Below are 17,780 nucleotides of genomic sequence, written 5' to 3' on the forward strand. Positions count from 1 at the left end.
ACAATCGGTTCCGGTGCTGAATCCGAATCATACAGAGACTCTACAATTTCTACAATCGGTTCCGGTGCTGAATCCGAATCATACAGAGACTCTACAATTTCTACAACCGGTTCCGGTGCTGAATCCGAATGCTCGGACTCTACAATTTCTACAATCGGTTCCGGTGCTGAATCCGAATGCTCGATCGACTCTACAATTTCTACAACTGGTTCGGATGTTGAATCCGAATCATACAGAGACTCTTGCCTATCTGAAACTAGCAGATTTTCCGCAATCGGTGGCGATTGAGATTGATCGGTATCCGCGATAATCGGTGGCGATTGAGATTGATGAGTATCTGCGATAACCGGTGGCGATTGAGATTGATGAGTATCTGCGATGACCGGTGGCGATTGAGATTGATGAGTATCTGCGATCGAGTCTTGAATTTCTGTGGCTGCTTGCAGATTGCGATCGACTTCCGGTTCGCTGTGAACCAGACTTTCTTCCGGTTGCTTTTGGGCCGCTGTCAGCCTTAAAAACACATCTTCCAGACTAGCCCGATTGCGGCGCATTTCGCAGAGTCCGAATCCAGAGGCGATAATAGCTGCGGCGATATCTCGTCCCGGTTCTATGTCAGATTCGCACAAGGCCCGCAGGCGGTAGCGACTGGCTAAAAATTGCTGGCTGGGAATCAATTCTACCGATCGAACTCCCGGCAAATTTTCTAAAGAAGGTAACAGCAGAGTATTGAGTAAATCCGCCTCACCTTCAACTTCGACTTCGTAACCTTCCCCGGCGGCCAACTCTCCCATCAAATGTTCCGGAGTACCGGCTGCGACTATGCTACCGCGATTGATGATGGTGACGCGGTTGCAAGTCATGCTGACTTCGGGCAGAATGTGGGTCGAAAGGATGATTGTGTGCTGGCCGCCAAGGCTTTTGATCAGGTTGCGGACTTCGATGATTTGTCGCGGGTCGAGGCCGACGGTTGGTTCGTCGAGGATAATCACTGGTGGGTCGTGGACGATCGCCTGCGCAATACCAACTCGTTGCTTAAATCCTTTGGAAAGTTTGCGGATTAAAACTTTGCGTTTTTCAACCAGGTCGCAGCGTTCGATCGCTGATGTGACTCGTCGCGCGCGATCGCCCGCTGGTACTTGCTTGATCCGCGCCACAAAAAACAGAAACCCTTCCACGCTCATTTCTGGATACAGCGGCGGGTTTTCCGGTAGATAACCGATGCGCTGTCTCACCGCCATCGAGTTTTCGTGAACGTCCAAGCCTGCGATGCGGGCGGTACCGCTGGATGCTGGCAAATATCCCGACAATATCCGCATGGTTGTGGTTTTGCCGGCGCCGTTTGGCCCCAAAAACCCGAGAATTTCTCCTGATTCGACCGAAAAAGACACGTCCGCGATCGCTGCGGTCGAACCGTAAGTTTTGCTTAAGTGTTCTACTTCAATCATTTGTCAGAAGTCACGCAATTTGAGATTTGATCTTTGAGATTCGATCGGCAAAACACGGGCGGGACGCCTGTTCCACCGAGTGCATAGTCCCGTCAGTACAGCAGCGGGCGATCGAAATGTCTGGCGCAATTTTTTATTTGATTTTGTCTTCCAGTGTAGTCTGGCAAGAACCAAATCTATCATAAGTGTCGATCGTACGAGAGAAACTGGCAGCGAGTTTTGGGCTTCTGTTGTCTGGCTGTGAGTAAATTTGAGATTGCTTGGGGCTTTTGATAATTTTATTTAATCTCTGCTCTTGGTTTAGTTTTAAAGTTTAAAACAATTATTGTAAATTTGGTTGTTACATTTGCTCGCTTGTTGATTTCATTCTCATTTATTTAATGAATTTAGGTCATTTGCGTGATATTATGGGTTTTCATACTCTTGGCTACGTATGTATTTTTCTAAAATGCAGCTTGAAACCCTATATCTTGTGTTTTTTCGGTTGCTGTTGCAAGGCAGATTTTTTTTATACAGCTTTGTCCAAATATATTTTTGTTGCGGATTGTTAAGGCATTATTAAGCGGGGGTTGACAAGATAACTATTTTATGCAACAGGTTTTGTGACGAACCGCGAAGGCGCTTTAGGCGAAGCCGCGCGTCAGCGCTAGGGCGCTAAGGAAGAAAGCAGGGATGATGGTTGCTGAAATTCAGTTGCATTTTTGAAATACTCACGCCCGCTAAAGCCACGGTGATTCTTGACGCTTCGCAGGGTTCTGCTACCTTTCGTAGTCTGACAATCCCTCTGCGTCCGTTTAGAGTCGTGGCGATTCCCCATCCCGACTTTTTCTATGTTTCTAGCGGCATTTTCATCTCTATCTTGCTCAGTACCGCAATTCAAACAAAGCACTGAGCGGATAGACAGATCGATTTTCCCCCACTTAAAACCACAATCAGAACAGACCTGGCTAGTAGGTTCCCATCGACTGATAACCTTGAATGCTCTACCAAACTTTTCGGACTTAGCCTCGCAAAAAGTTCGGAATTCATACCATCCTTGCTGACTAATTGCCCGAGAAAGCTTCCGGTTCTTAACCATGCCCGATACATTGAGGTCTTCCAAAATAATCACTTGGTTTTCGTTGACTATTTTAGTTGACAATTTGTGCAAGAAGTCTTTGCGGGTGTCCGCAATTTTATTGTGCAGCTTGGCAATTCTAATCCGAGTTACATTCCTTCTCTTAGAATCTTTGGGTTGGCGGGCCCCTTTGCGCTGTAGTTTGCGAACTTTACGGTCTAGTTTTTTATAGCTAGGACTTTCAGCTTTCTCGCCATTGCTCATTACTGCAAAGGTTTTGATTCCTAAATCGATTCCGATGCTGGGGTTTTTAGCCTCAGATGCAATGGGTTGAATTTCTACTACAAAACTCAGAAAATAACGATTTGCACAGTCCTTAATTACAGTAACAGAAGTCGGTTCGGATGGTAGCTCCCTCGACCATACTGGATTGACAATTCCGATCTTGGCTAGATAAACTCCATCACCTTTGACTGAAAATCCTCCAACTCTAAAACGCGCAGATTGGCTGCTGGTTCTTTTTTTGAACTTAAGATATCCGACTTTACGACCTTTTCTCTTTCCCTTGCAGGAGTCGAAAAAGTTCTTAAAAGCAATGTCTAAATCAGCAACGGACTGTTGCAACGGGACGCACGACACATCTCCCAGCCAAGCCCTTTCTTCAGTATTTTTAGCCCCAGTTATGACGATTTTTTGCAATTCTGCTGAACTGGGCTTTTTGTCTGACTGTTTGCACAGTGCAAGCGCGTCGTTCCAGACCACCCGGACACAGCCAAACAGTTGAGCTAGGCTCTGCTGTTGTTGGCTTGTTGGGTAAAATCTGTAGCGATATCGTGCTTTCATGGCTGGTGCTAAGATTTGTCTGCCACTAAATCATATCTTGGTTTGCAAAGAATGAAAACCCTTTATCGCCGAGAGCGGCATTCTGTTACAGAACTTAAAATACACTTGGTCTGTGTGACAAAGTACCGTCGGTCTGTCTTTACGGGCGAAAGCCTTGATTTGATTGAAAAATCATTTCGCGAGGTCGCCGGAAGAATGAATTTTCAGGTTCTGGAGTTTAATGGTGAAGGCAATCACGTTCATGCACTGATTAAGTATCCGCCTAAACTTTCTATCTCTCAAATAGTGAATGCTTTGAAAGGAGTTTCTAGTCGTCGCTACGGACAGGCTGGACACACAAAACCCCACAAAGAAGCTTTATGGAGTCCTAGTTATTTTGCAGTTTCTGTAGGCGGTGCACCTCTAGAAGTATTGAAGGAATATATTACAAATCAAGAAAAGCCGTCCTAGAAGGACGGGGCTTGTATCCCATTTTCTTGGTCAGTTTTAATAACTCGGTCTTTGGCGCCGACCTGGTTACAATAATTTGGTAAGGTGCGTCATCACGAAAATGCTTAATCTGCGATCGTCGCATTCAGACAGTAAGCGCACCCTACAATGACTAAATTTCTGCTCTCGAAGGTGGTAGTTTAACTTTAGTTGCTAAACCCAGTGCTTGTAAGACTTGAATTGTCATCCAAGTAAAGTCAATTTCCCACCATTTCATGCCGTGACGGGCAGAGTATTGATAAGCGTGGTGGTTGTTGTGCCAGCCTTCGCCGTAAGTCAACACCGCAACCCACCAACAGTTAGTAGAACTATCTTCGGTTTCGTAAGTGCGGTAGCCAAATTTGTGAGTAGCGCTGTTGACAAACCACGTGCAGTGATATACCAAAACTAAGCGGGCAAAAATTACCCAAACTACAAATGACCAGCCTGCTGCTAAGTAAAGCAATACGCCAAAGACGATTTGCATCGGGAGAAAGTATTTTTGCAAAAATTGGTAAAATGGATCGCTGGAAATGTCTTTGGTGCAGCGGGAAATTTCAGCATGAGCGGGGCCTTTATACAGCATCCAGCCGATGTGACTCCACCAAAAACCATTCTGGGCGTTGTGAGGGTCGATCGCATTTTGGTCTGAGTGGGTGTGGTGTAAGCGGTGCAGTCCAACCCAATCAATTATTCCTCCTTGGCAGGCAAGAGCTCCGCAAAATGCTAGAAAGTATTCTACGAATTTTGGTGCCTGAAAACTTCGGTGGGTAAGCATTCGATGCCATCCGAGGGTTATGCCCAAACCGCCGGTGATCCAGTGCATAAATACTGTTAAACCAACTGCTGTCCAATTGAAGTTGCTCGGAAGCAAGGCGAACAAAGCGCCGATGTGAAGTCCTGCTAAACTGATAACGTGCTTCCAATTGTATTGGAGTTTATCTTGCGTTGCGATTGTCATTCTTTTTTTGATTTCTGATGAGATGCTGGCTGAATTCACGCATAATAGTTTGGGTTAAGTTGTGAACTGTTTTGCTGTACACTTGCCCAAACTGATAAAGAATGAATTATAGATTTTGGCTCGGGATTGAAAAAGATTTACGATTTAATTGTGAAATTAAAAATTTTGGCTGCGAAACAAAATTTTTTGTTTCCGAATCTATTATAACTGATTGTAGTGTTGGTTGGGTCGATCGCACAAGATGATTCGAGCTTACTTCAACCCAACCTTTACCAGCCAAAACAGGATTAGGCATTGGTTACGAGCCATTAGTCCAGAACCGATGACGGACAACCAACGACTAATTGCCGATCGGACTATTCTGCTGGTAATTTAACTTTGGTTGCCAAACCCAGCGATTCCAGCAGTTGAATTGTCATCCAAGTGATGTCGATTTCCCACCATTGGAGACCGTGACGAGCAGAGTATTGGAAGGCGTGGTGGTTGTTGTGCCAACCTTCGCCGTAAGTCAGGACAGCAACCCACCAGCAGTTAGTAGAGCCATCGCCCGACTCATAGGTGCGGTAGCCGAATTTGTGGGTAGCGCTGTTAACCAGCCAAGTGCAGTGGAACACCACTACAATCCGCATAAACACTCCCCAAACCACGAAAGACCAGCCGCCTAATAAATAAAGCAACACACCGAAGACAACTTGGATGGGGATAAAATATGCTTGGAGAAACTTGTATACTGGGTCGTCGCCAATGTCTTTTGTAAAGCGGGGGATTTGAACTCTCATCGGCAAATCTGAGATCATCCAACCCATGTGGCTCCACCAGAAGCCTTGATTAGAATCGTGGGGATCTTCTTCGGTGTCGGAATGTATGTGGTGTAACCGGTGCATTCCTACCCAGTCAATGGGCCCACCTTCACAGGACAGAGTGCCACAAATAACTAGAAAATACTCTAGCCATTTCGGTGTTTGAAAACTACGGTGGGTAACGAGACGGTGAAATCCCAGAGTTATTCCTAAACCACCTGTTACCCAGTGCAGGAATACTGCTAGTCCGACCGCAGACCAGCTAAAATTACCCGGCAGCAAGGCAAATAGAGCGCCGGTGTGTAGAAAGGCCATAAAGCCTACAACAGGCCAATCAGGAGAAGTTTTTTTGGAAGTTGCAATCGTCATGAAGATATTATGTTTACAAACTAAGGGCCGCATCTACGCGATAATTAGCACCGCGCACGCAAATGGTGAGCGAGGTATAGATGAATAGCGTTTCACGGCTACAGGAAGCAGAACAGGCACTCTTTCAGATTTTTTCTGGTATTGACGCGACAGTCAAGCAAAATCTTCAAAGAGTATTAAAAGCTTTTCGCAGCCACCGGGTTGGAGTCCACCACTTTGCAGGGGTTACTGGTTACGGCCACGATGATTTAGGTCGGGAGACTTTGGACGGGGTATTTGCTGAAGTGGTAGGGGCCGAGGCAGCAGCGGTGCGGGTACAGTTTGTTTCGGGTACTCACGCGATCGCCTGTGCTCTGTTTGGCATCCTACGTCCTGGTGACGAAATGTTGGCAGTGGCTGGTTCTCCGTACGATACTTTAGAAGAAGTGATCGGCTTGCGGGGGCAAGGTCAAGGTTCACTGATGGAGTTCGGCATACTTTACCGTGAGTTGCCTCTAACTCGGGCAGGTACTCTGGATTGGCAGGCATTGAGCTGTGCTATTTCAGCAAAAACTCGCCTGGTTTTGATCCAGCGTTCTTGCGGTTATTCTTGGCGCTCGAGTCTGTCTATTTCTGAGATCAAAAAAATCGTCGATCTAGTCAAACATCAGAATCCTAACACAATTTGCTTTGTTGATAATTGTTACGGCGAGTTTGTTGATGATTGCGAACCTACTGCTGTGGGTGCGGATCTGATGGCTGGTTCTTTGATCAAAAATCCAGGGGGTACGATCGTCCCTGCGGGTGGTTACGTGGCCGGCCGGGCGGATCTGGTGTCGCAGGCAACTTGTCGCTTGACAGCGCCGGGAATCGGCAGCAGCGGGGGCGCGACTTTTGATTTGAATCGCTTGCTGTTTCAGGGTTTGTTTCTGGCCCCTGGGTTTGTGGGCGAGGCGATGAAGGGCAATCATTTGACGGCTTATGTTTTTTATCAGTTGGGTTATCGGGTGAATCCGATTCCTTTGGCGAGGCGCAGGGATGTGATTCAGGCGATCGAATTTGGTTCGGCTGATAAGTTAATTGCTTTCTGTCGGGCGGTGCAGCAAAATTCCCCCGTAGGTTCGTATTTAGACCCGGTACCGGCGCCGATGCCGGGGTACGAGAGTCAGTTGGTGATGGCTGGAGGTACTTTTATTGATGGCAGTACCTCGGAGTTTTCCGCAGACGGGCCTCTGCGAGAACCCTATGTGGCTTTTTGTCAAGGGGGTACTCATTGGACTCATGTGTCGATCGCCCTGGAAGCTGCGATCGAGGCTGTCGGCCCGGCTAAGTGAATATCTTGCTAAGGTCGATCGGCTAAATTTGTCACTAAGCGTCCGTCTTCCATGTAGATAATGCGATCGGCAATATCGAGAATGCGATTGTCGTGCGTCACTAGCAAAATCGTACAACCTTGTTCCTTTGCTAGTGTCTGCATAATTTCTACCACATCTCGCCCGGATTGTTTGTCCAAAGCCGCTGTAGGTTCATCCGCTAAGACTATTTTAGGGCGGCTGACTAACGCCCGGGCGATCGCCACCCTTTGTTTTTGTCCTCCCGACAGATTTTCTGGGTAATAATTCACGCGCTCCCCCAAACCGACAGCTTCCAACATTGATATTGACAAAGCATCCATATTTTGATTCAGCATTTCCTTGTGCAATTCCAAAGACATCCGCACATTTTGCTTAGCCGTCAAAAATGTCATCAAGTTATGCGCTTGAAAAATATAACCAATTTGCTTTCTGAGTTTGGTTAACTGATTTTTTCCAGCGCCGCGTATTTCTTGCCCGAGAATATTGAGACTCCCTTCTTGAGCCGAACGCAGGCCACCTAACATCGTCAACAAAGTCGTTTTCCCTGAACCCGAGGGCCCCGTCATAATTACTATTTCTCCGGGGTTGATGTCGAGATTTATGTCGAATAAGGCTTGTTTTTTGAGAGAGCCTTGACCGAAGTAATGGTTGAGGTTTTTGACTGAAATTACTGGTGCGGTTGCGGTGGTTGGGTTTGCGGGTGAATTTAGGGTTTGCATAGTAATTATTTTGGTTTTTTTTGACCGCAGATGCAGGCAGATTGACGCTGATGAACGCAGATTAGAAGATGTCTGCGGGGTCTGCTGATTGGAGTTTGCGGAGGGCGAGGGCGCCGGAACCGGTACACATCACGATCGTCAAACTCAACACTACAACCGCTCGATTTGCCGTCATCGAAATTGGCAACAATGTCGCAGATTGTGCTAAGGAATACAGCCCGTTAGCCAAAACAATTCCCGGCATAAAGCCCAAAACAGCTAATAGCAATGCTTCCTGAACTAAAACTCCGACTAAATAGCGATCGCTATATCCCATTGCTTTTAAAGTCGCGTACTCAGCCAAGTGATCGGAAACATCCGAATACAAAATTTGGTAAACAATAATCAAACCAACAATGAATCCGATAATTGTACCAAATCCAAAAATAAAACCAATCGGAGTAGCATTTCCCCAATAAGCCTTTTCAATTTCTGCAAATTCTGCCAAGGTCAAAACTTTGACATCATCAGGTAATATAGTTTTGAGCATTGACTGGACTTTTTTGATGTCAGCACCGGGTTTTAGGTTGATTAAGCCGACATCAATTTCGTCAGGTTTGCGATCGGGAAATAAGTTCATGAACGTAGAATCGCTAGCAATCACATTCCCATCAGCAACAAAGGAAGTACCAAGAGTAAAGACTCCACCAACTTCAATATTGCGTTTATTGAGTTCAGTTTGTAAGGTAGATTGTTTGTTGAAAATATTCGCAATTTCCCCATATTCAGGTCGAGAAGCTTGGTCAAATAACACGTAATTGAACATTTGAATTCTAGCTAGTTTTTGATTGACATCTGGCAAATTAAATGTTATGTTTCCCGGGTCGATGCCAAAAATTAAAATCGCTCGCGTAGTACGATTGGTAGGATTTCGCCACTGTCCCATCCCAATATATAAAGAAGTCACCGACTTAACTCCTGCAACCCCTTGTGCTTGGTAAATTCGCTCTCTGTTGAACTGTTTTACCGCAGCAAAAGTTTCAAATTGAGGATTGATTAACACTAAATCTGTCTGTAAACTTTCATGCGGTTTAACTGCTGAGTCAAAAAGTGCATCTTGAAAGCCGAGTTGCACAAAAATCAGAATATCTGCAAAGGCAATTCCGGCGATAGCAACAGCAAGACGAGTTTTTTCTCTGGTTACTTGCAACCATGCAAGGGGTGTTTTGCGAAACATAAGCTTTGTTTGGGAATGGGTTATTTTTTTAGGACTTACCAACTATATGTAGGGTGCGCAATGCGCACCTTACCTTAAGGAATTGCCGGCTATATGTAGGGTGCGCAATGCGCACCTTACCTTAAGGAATTGCCGACTATATGTAGGGTACGCAATGCGCGCCTTACCTTTGTTCGTTGTTTGAAGCTGCTTGTTCAAGTTGGCGCTGGCGCATTAGGAGAAATAAAGGCAAACCTAGGGAAACACCAACCAGTAAATTACTCGCAATATAAATCCACAAGTTTTTCATTTTCAGACGCGAACCTTCGCTAAATACAAAAAACCACAAAACCACGGAAGACACGATGACATCCATGCCGAAAAAACCGGAAATCTGATTCGCAAATAATTGTCCAAAGAACTCGTTTACATTCAACCCTTTTTCTAAGAGAAACGGGATAAACTGGGAATAGGGCAAAGCTGTTCCTAGAATACAGAGAACTAAGTAGGCAATTTGAAGCATTGGCAAACCTCCACTTTGTTAATTTTAAATCGGTATATTTGCGAGTTCACTCAGTATTACTGAGTGCTTGAATATCGGATTGCATAATTAAGTTAATATTGGGGGAAATCTTATCAATTTCCCAATCCCACCAGCGGATTTGTAATAGTTGTGCCACCTCAGCATCGCTAAAACGCTGCTTAATTAAACCTGCGGGATTTCCGCCGACAACGGTGTAAGCGGGAACATCCTTTACCACAACAGATTTAGCCGCAATAATCGCACCGTCGCCGATTTTTACTCCGGGCATAATCACGGATTCATAACCGATCCAAACATCATTCCCGATGACAGTATCGCCTTTACTTGGCAGTTCGATTAATAAATTCATGGCCGTTTCCCAACCGTTGCCAAAGATGGGAAAAGGATAGGTTGAAATGCCGTCTAGTTTGTGATTTGCACTGTTCATGATAAATTTGACGTTGGTGGCGATCGCACAAAATTTACCAATAATTAATTTTTCACTCCCATAATTATAAAGTACGTTTCTCTCGAAATTTTCCGGGTCGATCGGATCGTCGTAGTAAGAGTAATCACCGACAATAATATTAGGCGATTTAACAAAGTTTTTGATAAAGCAAACCCGGTGCTGGTCTGCCATCGGATAAGGTCGGTTCGGATTGGGTCCAATTTCTGTCATAACTTTCAATTATCAAAGGTTCGTAGTGAGGACTTTAGTCCTTCTGAATTGCTACTTGTACCTGCAAATTTGTCAAGGTCGCAACTTGTTTGCTAGCTTCAGAATTCAGATGGATTTTGACTTCTACAACTCGGCTGTCCAAGTTTTCTCCCGGCTGGTTGCTGAACACGTTTTGCTTGCTGACTTTCAACCCGATTTCTTTAACAGTTCCCGGCAATTCTCCTGAAAATGCTTGGCTGGTAACACCTGCTTTTTGTCCAACTTTAATTTTGCCAATATCAGTTTGATAAACTTCGGCAACCACTACCATTTGCTGAGTTTCTCCCACGTCTGCAATGCCGTCATCGCTAATCTTCTCTCCTGGGCGGGTGTGAATTTTGAGGATTTTTCCGGCGTTGGGAGTGCGGATGTAAGCTTGATTTAATTCGGCTTGGGTGCGCTTGACTTGGGCGATGGCGCTGTTGATTTCGGTTTGGGCTGCTTGGATATCTACCGGGCGCACTTCGCCTATTTTGTCGAGAGTTGCTTGGGCTTCTTTCAGTTCTTCGCTGCCACTATTTTTGATGCGCTTAAGTGTTGCTTCTGCTTCTGCCAACTGCTGGATTGCTGTACTGTTAATTCTGGCAAGATTGGCTTCGGCTTCGTTGAGTTGTTGGATTCCTGTACTGTTAATTCGGGTGAGATTTGCTTCGCCTTCTTTAAGCTGCTGCTTGGCCGTACTGTTGATGCGGCCCAGATTTGCTTCGGCTTCTTTAAGTTCCTGGCGACTTGTTTCTAATGACAGTCGTTTGCTGTCCATGACTGAGTTAGAAATTGCGCCTTCGGTAACAAGTTCTTTGTGCCGCAGATATTCGGTTTCTGCATTAGTAAACTCGGCTTTTAATTTGTTAATTGCGGCAGTTTGTGCTATTTTTTCTCCTTGCCACTGTGCAGTTATGCGGCTAATTGTGGCTGTTTGTACTTTTCTTTCTCCTTGCCATTGTGCGGTTATTCTGCTGATGGTTGCTTGCTGTGCGGTTTTTTCTCCTTCCCATTGCGCTTGGATGCGATCGACTGTTGCTTGTTGCGCCGCCCGGTTTCCTTGCAATTGGGCTTCTAGCTTGCCAATTGTCGCAGATTGTGCTGCAAGTTCTCCCGACTTGGCGCCCGCTTTTACCTTCGCTAAATTGGCTTCCGCTACTTTGACTTTTTCTTTGGCTTCCTCTAAAGCAGATTTTAGCCGATCGCCCGCATCCAAAATTGCGATCGACTGCCCTGCTTGCACGCGATCGCCCTCTTTGACTAAAAGCTTCGCCACGCGATCGCCATCCAACGCCTGCGACACCCCCAAGCGAATCACTTCCCCCAGCGGTTCCAATCTTCCCAAAGCCGTAATTTTCCGGGGCGGGGGTGTTTCTACGGGTAAAGGTTCAGCATTTTTAGCTAAAGATCCAAACTGAGAAATGCCGTAAAAAGTTGTACCGACACTAATAGCAGCGCCAGCAACTACCAATCCCATTACCAATTTATTTTTAGGCTTGATGAAAGATTGAAAATTCATAGTTATCCTGTACTTCCAGCTATTTTTTTTCTAAATAAACGAGTAATATATCTTTTAATACATTCGCTTGTTCTGTAAAAGATATCCTTTCGCCTTGATAAAATCTTCTTGCCACCAAACCGTCAATATAACAAATTACAAATTTAGCCAGCGCTGGATCGGAGATACCAAGATAGCAAATGAGTGCCTCTTCATAACGCTTTCCTGCTACCTGGAGTGCTTGATTGCTATCAATCTCTTTGCGAGTTTTTTGGTGGCAAAACTCGAAAGTAATTAACAGATTTTTCAGCATATAATCTTCAATTCCGCTGAGATAATTCATCAGTTGTTCAACTTTTTCTCCGAGAGTTGGTGGATTTCCTAACTCAGCCAGTGCTTCTTCTTTTGTATCTTCATAGCTCAAATATACAATTAACTGCTCGAACAAGCTTTCTTTGCTTGGGAAATAGTGGTAAAGGGTTCCTGTAGAAACTCCAATTCCTGAGGCAATTTCTCGCATTGTGACTGAGGAATAGCCTTTTTCGGCAAAAAGCTCAAAACTTTTGTTCAGCAGTTCTTTGCGGTACAATTCGCGGTCAACTATCTTTGGCATAGGTCGATCGATCTTCTGATGTTTGATTCTAGATCCTAGGTTATCGGAGATTTAAGAGCGATCGACCGAATATTCCTATATCGAACATCCGATATAGTATAAACCAATACAAACAAAAGCTTTTGACCGTTGAGCTTGGAAAAATTAAGTATATCGAACACTTGTTATAATTAATGTTGCACAGACTAGCAGAGCTTGTCAAGGGGTGGAGTCTAATTATTTTTAGAGTCGATTTGTCGGGGCGAGTTTAGCCCAAAATCCAAAACACCCCGCGATCGATCTGCGTCAGTCAGTCGATTTGAGATTTGAGATTTTAGAATGGGAAATGACAGATCGCTATCATGGTTTTGATCCGATCGAGAGTAGCATTCTTTTTTTTAACTCTTAATTCTGATGAAAGTACGAACCTACGAAATCGGCGACACCCAAAAAATTGTCAAACTATTTTACGACACCGTGCACGAAGTAAATATCCGCGATTACACAACAGCCCAAGTAGATGCTTGGGCACCAGCAGATACCGACAGTCAAAAGTGGATGCAAAGTTTAAGCAGTAAATTTACCTTTGTAGCCGAAGATGGCGATACAATCGCAGGTTTTGGAGAATTAGAAATCAACGGCCATATCGATCGCTTTTACTGTCACAAAGACTTTCAAAGACAAGGAGTTGGGAGGCTAATTTTCACACAAATCGAGTTAAAAGCCAAAGAGTTAGGACTTAGAAAGTTATTTACCGAAGCCAGCATTACAGCTAGACCTTTTTTTGAAACCCAGGGATTTATTCTGCTTAGAAAACAAGAAGTAGAGCGGAGAGGACAAAAACTCATCAACTTTGCCATGGAAAAAGATATATAAACAAACCACCTTTTGTGTAAAATTAGAGCGCAGAGTTGTGTGGAGGAGTTGCGATGGTTACGGAAGCGACAAATGTGCTGGGCGGAAAATTAGAAACTTGCTGCACATCGCCCATGACAGGCTATTATCGGGACGGAAAATGCAATACGGGTGGCGGAGATTTAGGGGCTCACACTGTTTGTGCAAAAGTAACAGAAGAGTTTTTAAAGTACACCAAAAGAATGGGAAACGATTTGAGTACCCCGGTTCCAGACTTTAAATTTCCGGGATTGAAACCAGGGGATTGTTGGTGTTTGTGTGCTTCGCGCTGGAAGGAAGCAATGGATGCTGGATGTGCGCCGCTGGTGGTTTTGTCGGCGACTCATGTCTTAACTTTGGAATACGTTTCTTTGAACGAGTTGAAGGAACACGCTGCTGATTTGTAGGAATGTGCGATCGGGTGCGTCTGGTTTTTGAAGCCTGAAGAAGCATGACCGCATATAAGTTATTACTGATAATCTCATATTTAGTGCGGTCATGCTTCGCCCCTACAGACGTATTTGCTTGCACAGAGATGCACCCGTGCGATCGCCATTTTCATACAAACTGTAGGGTACGTCAGTTAGCATTATTGTTTGAATAATCCCACTGGAATTCATCATGATTCGATCGACTGCGCCCGATGATACGATCGCCCTAATCGCCCTAGCCGAAGCGACTGGCTTGTTCGAGGCGAACCAACTCGATGAAGTTAGTGAAATGCTGGCTGATTACTTCGCCACTAACAGCGACAGCGATCGCTTCTGGATTACCGATGACGACTGCGGGCCCGTGGGTGTCGCCTACTGCGAACTCGAACCGATGACCGATCGCACCTGGAACTTGCAATTAATCGCCATCCTACCCGATCGCCAGCGGGAAGGACGCGGTGCGACATTGCTGCGCTACATTGAACAAACCTTGATGGCGCGGGGCGGACGGGTGTTGCTGGTGGAAACGTCGGGACTCCCGGAGTTCGATCGCGTGCGATCGTTCTACCGCAAGTGCGGTTACGACGAAGAAGCGCGGATTCGCGACTTCTACAAAGCAGGCGATGACAAGATAGTTTACCGCAAGGCGATCGACACTCAGGCTTAGACTCGTAGGGTGCGTCAGTAGGATTATTGTTTCAATAATCCAACAGCTTCTGACGCTGGGCACCCTACAAGTTTACTCCAATCATTTAAGATAGGTTTAGAGGTGAGGTATAACCAGTGTCAGCTAAGGATAGATTTCATAATGCTGTGAAGCGAGGTCTTGAAAAATCTGAGTGGGTCATTACTCACGATCCTCTCAGGCTAGAATTTGCCGAGAATGAGAGAGTCGAAATCGATTTGGGAGCAGAACGACTTCTCGCAGCGGAAAAATTAGGAAAAAAAATTGCAGTAGAAGTCAAGAGCTTTTTAAGTGCTTCAGCTCTCTCTGATTTTCATACCGCCCTCGGACAATTTTTAAATTATCGTTTAGTCTTAGAAAAGATCGAACCAGATCGCATTCTATATTTGGCAGTTCCGCTCGCAACTTACGAATCTTTTTTCAGTCGGGAGTTACCTCAAGCATCGGTTCGACAACACCAAGTCAAGCTTATTGTGTACAACCCAGTTCAGGAGGCAATAGTCAAATGGATCGACTAGAGCATTACCGTCAGTGCATTCAAAAGCTGCTAATTGAAGACAGCAAGATAGCACCAATTAACGGAGAAATTGAAGTAGAAACAATTTTTGACAAAGAAAAAGATCGCTATCTTGTCGTTGATTTAGGATGGGACACACACCGCCGCGTATATAACTGTGTGTTTCATTTGGATATTAAAAATGGCAAAATCTGGATTCAGCGAAATCAAACAGACAGGCAGATTGCTGACGAATTGGTAGAAATGGGAATACCCAAAGAGGATATTGTGCTAGGACTTCAGCCAACTTACGCGCGCGAATATACAGGGTTTGGAGTTGCATAATTTCAATCGCCCAAGGAGTAGTGCGCGTCAGTTAACTACCACAAAAAAATTGGTTTGTAGTGAGGACTTTAGTCCGCATCCATTCCGAGGACTAAAGTCCGAACGATCAAACATTTTTTATTAATAGTAATTAACTGGACGCGATATGATTCGCCCTACAACAAGATTAAACCTCTGGCAACTTATACTGCGCGACAATCCGCTTAGCATATTCCGGCACGTGAGCCTCCAATTTTTCCGGGTAATTCCGCTTCACATACAAATAATTGCGAGTGAAATGAGAATCAATTGAAAACCGAGCATATTCCAAACCCTTCGGCCCAATTCTCTCAATAAAAACCCCCATCAACTTCGCGGCCCACATCGGCAAAGTCACACCTTTCTCGTAAGCCGGAATACTTTGCTGAACGGCTTCTTTTCTGTTTCCCTGAGACATTACCGGCTGAGTATTTAGCTGATCTGCTACCAAATCTAACATCTCTTTCCCGGTGTCATTTCGTACCACAATCCACTGCCAGCCAAAAGGTGCGCCCATGTAGCCCACAACTAAATCTGCTAAGGAATTAACGTAATCAAAACAGCTCAAACAAGAAGGAGCAAAAACATCTTTCAATTCCTTCGTATTCAATCCAAAAAATGGCACTTTCTCTTCCGAACCGTCTTCGTGTTTGAAGTGAACGTTAAAGTCTTGCATAAACTCGTAAGACACCACCGTTTCGGGAGAGCGGCTAGTCGTGTCTAGGAATTTCTGCAAGCCCGCGCGGCTGACATTATCGACACAGGGAGTTCCGAGAACATAAAGCTTTTCTAAACCTAGTTCTTTTTCGACTGTGCGCAATGCTTGAATTTGACAGCCGACGCCAATTACTAACAGCCGCTTCATCCCAGATTTGGCGATTTGTTCCAACACTGAAAGGTTGGGAGATAGAGTTGGCTTGTTGACTTTTGCTGCGAGAATTTCTTCGCGATTTCTCGCAATTATCGGCATTGGTTGAAAGCGGTCTTCTTTGGTATTTTGGACGCAGACAACGCCTTCAACGATGCCTTTTTCCAGCATTTCGATCGCAATTGAGCTGACAATTCCCGTCCACTGAGCGCCCTCGATTGGTTCTTTTTTCTTAGCCGCCATCATATTTTGACTGACGCCGAAGTACCAATCGTCAGGATTGTCGAGATTGCGCGATCGCCCGTGAATCTCCTCTTCGAGTTCTGCGATATGCTGAGTTAAGAAAGCACAAGCTTCCTTGACATAATGGATATAATATGTATCGCACAAACCGCACTCGCTGCAAAGTTCTTTAGCGGGGCGGCGGCTGCCCGGTTTCAGGGCTTTAGATTTTTGGTGTTTAGTGGAATCTATGGCGGTCATCTAAATTGCGGATTTTATGGAGAAACGGCTGTTGTTAGGATATCATACCCATTCCGGTGATGAAGTATTCGCGCTAATTAAACGTAAAATGGCGTTGGTATTCAGAAACCCCGAATAAAGACGAGCACGGGGGTACGCCCCCTACAGAAACCGGGTTTCTCCATGTTATATTTTTGGGGATGAATATCCTTACTGCTTGAGTCATCGCAGGCGGACTTTGGCTGTTTGGCGTGGGAATTGTATTCGCCCGCAATCATTAGTATTTATCCGGATATAACAGGGTATTGCAGGAATAAACTGCAAAATAAAGGTATAAAAAAATGGTAAGATTGTTTGTGACAACAGCCGTCGCTGGCATCATGCTCAATATCGCAATTTCGAGTTTTGGATTTGCTGCTTTGATTCGCCCTGTTGTGGGTATGAATCAAACTATTGTCGCTCTAGAAAGTATGTTGAACGCGACACAAAAGCCGGCGGCGATCGACTATTCGCGCTTGGGGATTGGCGGTGTGCGTTTGGGGATGTCTGTAGAAGAGGCTAAACGCAAGTTGGGTAAGCCGCAGCGGGATGAAACTAAACTGGGTAGTAAGGCGATAGGTGGCAAGATTCGCACGCTAACTTACTCAAAATTGACAGTAGCAGCCAGGGATGGCAAAGTTTATTTAATCTCTACTACGAATCCCAAGTTTGTGACACTTAATAGTGTCAAAGTAGGAGATAAAACTCAAAAAGTTCTTAAAACTTACGGTTACAGTTCTCAATCCGTGCAGGGTGGATTGACTCGGTTGACTTACAGCAATGACCAAAAGGCTTCTAATTTGGTTTTGGAACTTAAGGGCGATCGCGTGCAAAAGATTATTGTCGGGACGCAACTCAACTAAAATACTAGACAGCAGTCCAAAAATCCCCGTGTAGAGGAACGCACGTGAGGACTTCAGTCCTTCTTACTTCAGAGGATTTTCAGGTTTGCTCAAAACAAGTATTGAGCATCACGTGCAGTCGGGTGCATCTGGTTTTTGAAGCCTGAAGAAGCATGACCGCATATAAGTTATT

General features: G+C 45.1%; 19 protein-coding genes. 8 read left to right on the forward strand and 11 right to left on the reverse strand.

Features of this window, described 5'->3' with window-relative positions; all coding sequences use genetic code 11:
• A partial coding sequence (locus QT974_RS14065; protein ID WP_442933180.1) for an ATP-binding cassette domain-containing protein occupies positions 1-1,448 on the reverse strand: 1,448 nt, incomplete at its 3' end.
• 646 nt (positions 1,449-2,094) lie between these two features.
• Positions 2,095-3,348, reverse strand: a complete 1,254-nt coding sequence (locus QT974_RS14070) for an RNA-guided endonuclease InsQ/TnpB family protein (RefSeq protein ID WP_333469089.1) — start codon at positions 3,346-3,348, stop codon at positions 2,095-2,097.
• A 51-nt stretch (positions 3,349-3,399) separates the two neighbouring features.
• On the opposite strand from QT974_RS14070, the gene tnpA reads away from it, so the two are divergent.
• Positions 3,400-3,798 (forward strand): IS200/IS605 family transposase, encoded by a 399-nt coding sequence (gene tnpA, locus QT974_RS14075; RefSeq protein ID WP_333469090.1) that lies wholly within the window; start codon positions 3,400-3,402, stop codon positions 3,796-3,798.
• A 151-nt stretch (positions 3,799-3,949) separates the two neighbouring features.
• Here tnpA and QT974_RS14080 read toward each other — a convergent pair whose 3' ends face one another.
• Positions 3,950-4,777, reverse strand: a complete 828-nt coding sequence (locus tag QT974_RS14080) for an acyl-CoA desaturase (protein WP_333469091.1) — start codon at positions 4,775-4,777, stop codon at positions 3,950-3,952.
• A gap of 356 nt (positions 4,778-5,133) precedes the next feature.
• Positions 5,134-5,946, reverse strand: a complete 813-nt coding sequence (locus QT974_RS14085) for an acyl-CoA desaturase (protein ID WP_333469092.1) — start codon at positions 5,944-5,946, stop codon at positions 5,134-5,136.
• Positions 5,947-6,026: 80 nt separating this feature from the next.
• On the opposite strand from QT974_RS14085, the gene QT974_RS14090 reads away from it, so the two are divergent.
• Positions 6,027-7,259: a methionine gamma-lyase family protein gene (locus QT974_RS14090; RefSeq protein WP_333469093.1), complete on the forward strand. Its 1,233-nt coding sequence runs from the start codon at positions 6,027-6,029 to the stop codon at positions 7,257-7,259.
• Positions 7,260-7,267: 8 nt separating this feature from the next.
• Here the strand turns inward: QT974_RS14090 and QT974_RS14095 are convergent, their stop codons facing one another.
• The 6 genes from QT974_RS14095 to QT974_RS14120 form a co-directional block, all read right to left on the reverse strand.
• Complete coding sequence (locus tag QT974_RS14095; protein ID WP_333469094.1) at positions 7,268-7,999, reverse strand: DevA family ABC transporter ATP-binding protein; 732 nt, start codon at positions 7,997-7,999, stop codon at positions 7,268-7,270.
• A 61-nt stretch (positions 8,000-8,060) separates the two neighbouring features.
• Positions 8,061-9,215 carry an ABC transporter permease DevC gene (devC, locus tag QT974_RS14100; RefSeq protein WP_333469095.1) on the reverse strand — a complete coding sequence of 385 codons (1,155 nt, stop codon included), beginning with the start codon at positions 9,213-9,215 and terminating at the stop codon, positions 8,061-8,063.
• Positions 9,216-9,378: 163 nt separating this feature from the next.
• Positions 9,379-9,717: a DUF2834 domain-containing protein gene (locus tag QT974_RS14105; protein WP_333469096.1), complete on the reverse strand. Its 339-nt coding sequence runs from the start codon at positions 9,715-9,717 to the stop codon at positions 9,379-9,381.
• 46 nt (positions 9,718-9,763) lie between these two features.
• Entirely contained in the window at positions 9,764-10,396 is a 633-nt protein-coding gene (locus QT974_RS14110; RefSeq protein WP_333469097.1) for a Vat family streptogramin A O-acetyltransferase, read from the reverse strand.
• A 34-nt stretch (positions 10,397-10,430) separates the two neighbouring features.
• A complete protein-coding gene (locus QT974_RS14115) occupies positions 10,431-11,936 on the reverse strand; it encodes an efflux RND transporter periplasmic adaptor subunit (protein WP_333469098.1) in 1,506 nt (501 codons plus the stop codon).
• A 19-nt stretch (positions 11,937-11,955) separates the two neighbouring features.
• Positions 11,956-12,528, reverse strand: coding sequence for a TetR/AcrR family transcriptional regulator (locus QT974_RS14120; RefSeq protein ID WP_333469099.1), 573 nt, complete (start codon positions 12,526-12,528; stop codon positions 11,956-11,958).
• A 393-nt stretch (positions 12,529-12,921) separates the two neighbouring features.
• Here QT974_RS14120 and QT974_RS14125 point away from each other — a divergent pair, with 393 nt between their 5' ends.
• The 5 genes from QT974_RS14125 to QT974_RS14145 all read left to right on the forward strand — a co-directional run bounded on the left by QT974_RS14125 (position 12,922) and on the right by QT974_RS14145 (position 15,358).
• Positions 12,922-13,383 (forward strand): GNAT family N-acetyltransferase, encoded by a 462-nt coding sequence (locus QT974_RS14125; RefSeq protein WP_333469100.1) that lies wholly within the window; start codon positions 12,922-12,924, stop codon positions 13,381-13,383.
• Between the two features lie 53 nt (positions 13,384-13,436).
• Entirely contained in the window at positions 13,437-13,808 is a 372-nt protein-coding gene (locus QT974_RS14130; protein ID WP_293325715.1) for a DUF2237 family protein, read from the forward strand.
• Positions 13,809-14,022: 214 nt separating this feature from the next.
• Positions 14,023-14,499, forward strand: a complete 477-nt coding sequence (locus QT974_RS14135; protein WP_333469101.1) for a GNAT family N-acetyltransferase — start codon at positions 14,023-14,025, stop codon at positions 14,497-14,499.
• A gap of 116 nt (positions 14,500-14,615) precedes the next feature.
• Positions 14,616-15,035 (forward strand): XisH family protein, encoded by a 420-nt coding sequence (locus QT974_RS14140; protein ID WP_333469102.1) that lies wholly within the window; start codon positions 14,616-14,618, stop codon positions 15,033-15,035.
• Positions 15,023-15,358 carry a XisI protein gene (locus tag QT974_RS14145; RefSeq protein ID WP_333469103.1) on the forward strand — a complete coding sequence of 112 codons (336 nt, stop codon included), beginning with the start codon at positions 15,023-15,025 and terminating at the stop codon, positions 15,356-15,358. The genes QT974_RS14140 and QT974_RS14145 overlap by 13 nt, the downstream gene beginning before the upstream one ends.
• A 166-nt stretch (positions 15,359-15,524) precedes the next feature.
• On the opposite strand, the gene QT974_RS14150 is transcribed toward QT974_RS14145, so the two are convergent.
• Entirely contained in the window at positions 15,525-16,727 is a 1,203-nt protein-coding gene (locus QT974_RS14150; RefSeq protein WP_333469104.1) for a Coenzyme F420 hydrogenase/dehydrogenase, beta subunit C-terminal domain, read from the reverse strand.
• 320 nt (positions 16,728-17,047) lie between these two features.
• Between QT974_RS14150 and QT974_RS14155 the strand changes: the two genes are divergently transcribed.
• The gene (locus QT974_RS14155) at positions 17,048-17,608 is read left to right on the forward strand and encodes a hypothetical protein (protein WP_333469105.1); all 561 of its coding nucleotides are present in this window, start codon (positions 17,048-17,050) and stop codon (positions 17,606-17,608) included.
• Positions 17,609-17,780: the final 172 nt, after the last annotated feature.

Source organism: Microcoleus sp. BM001215392 (assembly GCF_036700185.1).
Classification (GTDB): Bacteria; Cyanobacteriota; Cyanobacteriia; order Cyanobacteriales; family Microcoleaceae; genus Microcoleus.

What these genes read in the sequence shown, in the direction of transcription:
- tnpA (WP_333469090.1), top strand. Translation starts at nt 3,400, where the DNA reads ATGAAAACCCTTTATCGCCGAGAGCGGCATTCTGTTACAGAACTTAAA.
- devC (WP_333469095.1), bottom strand. Translation starts at nt 9,215, where the DNA reads ATGTTTCGCAAAACACCCCTTGCATGGTTGCAAGTAACCAGAGAAAAA.
- QT974_RS14155 (WP_333469105.1), top strand. Translation starts at nt 17,048, where the DNA reads ATGGTAAGATTGTTTGTGACAACAGCCGTCGCTGGCATCATGCTCAAT.
- QT974_RS14130 (WP_293325715.1), top strand. Translation starts at nt 13,437, where the DNA reads ATGGTTACGGAAGCGACAAATGTGCTGGGCGGAAAATTAGAAACTTGC.
- QT974_RS14105 (WP_333469096.1), bottom strand. Translation starts at nt 9,717, where the DNA reads ATGCTTCAAATTGCCTACTTAGTTCTCTGTATTCTAGGAACAGCTTTG.
- QT974_RS14095 (WP_333469094.1), bottom strand. Translation starts at nt 7,999, where the DNA reads ATGCAAACCCTAAATTCACCCGCAAACCCAACCACCGCAACCGCACCA.
- QT974_RS14070 (WP_333469089.1), bottom strand. Translation starts at nt 3,348, where the DNA reads ATGAAAGCACGATATCGCTACAGATTTTACCCAACAAGCCAACAACAG.
- QT974_RS14080 (WP_333469091.1), bottom strand. Translation starts at nt 4,777, where the DNA reads ATGACAATCGCAACGCAAGATAAACTCCAATACAATTGGAAGCACGTT.
- QT974_RS14090 (WP_333469093.1), top strand. Translation starts at nt 6,027, where the DNA reads ATGAATAGCGTTTCACGGCTACAGGAAGCAGAACAGGCACTCTTTCAG.
- QT974_RS14135 (WP_333469101.1), top strand. Translation starts at nt 14,023, where the DNA reads ATGATTCGATCGACTGCGCCCGATGATACGATCGCCCTAATCGCCCTA.
- QT974_RS14125 (WP_333469100.1), top strand. Translation starts at nt 12,922, where the DNA reads ATGAAAGTACGAACCTACGAAATCGGCGACACCCAAAAAATTGTCAAA.
- QT974_RS14085 (WP_333469092.1), bottom strand. Translation starts at nt 5,946, where the DNA reads ATGACGATTGCAACTTCCAAAAAAACTTCTCCTGATTGGCCTGTTGTA.
- QT974_RS14110 (WP_333469097.1), bottom strand. Translation starts at nt 10,396, where the DNA reads ATGACAGAAATTGGACCCAATCCGAACCGACCTTATCCGATGGCAGAC.
- QT974_RS14120 (WP_333469099.1), bottom strand. Translation starts at nt 12,528, where the DNA reads ATGCCAAAGATAGTTGACCGCGAATTGTACCGCAAAGAACTGCTGAAC.
- QT974_RS14150 (WP_333469104.1), bottom strand. Translation starts at nt 16,727, where the DNA reads ATGACCGCCATAGATTCCACTAAACACCAAAAATCTAAAGCCCTGAAA.
- QT974_RS14115 (WP_333469098.1), bottom strand. Translation starts at nt 11,936, where the DNA reads ATGAATTTTCAATCTTTCATCAAGCCTAAAAATAAATTGGTAATGGGA.
- QT974_RS14145 (WP_333469103.1), top strand. Translation starts at nt 15,023, where the DNA reads ATGGATCGACTAGAGCATTACCGTCAGTGCATTCAAAAGCTGCTAATT.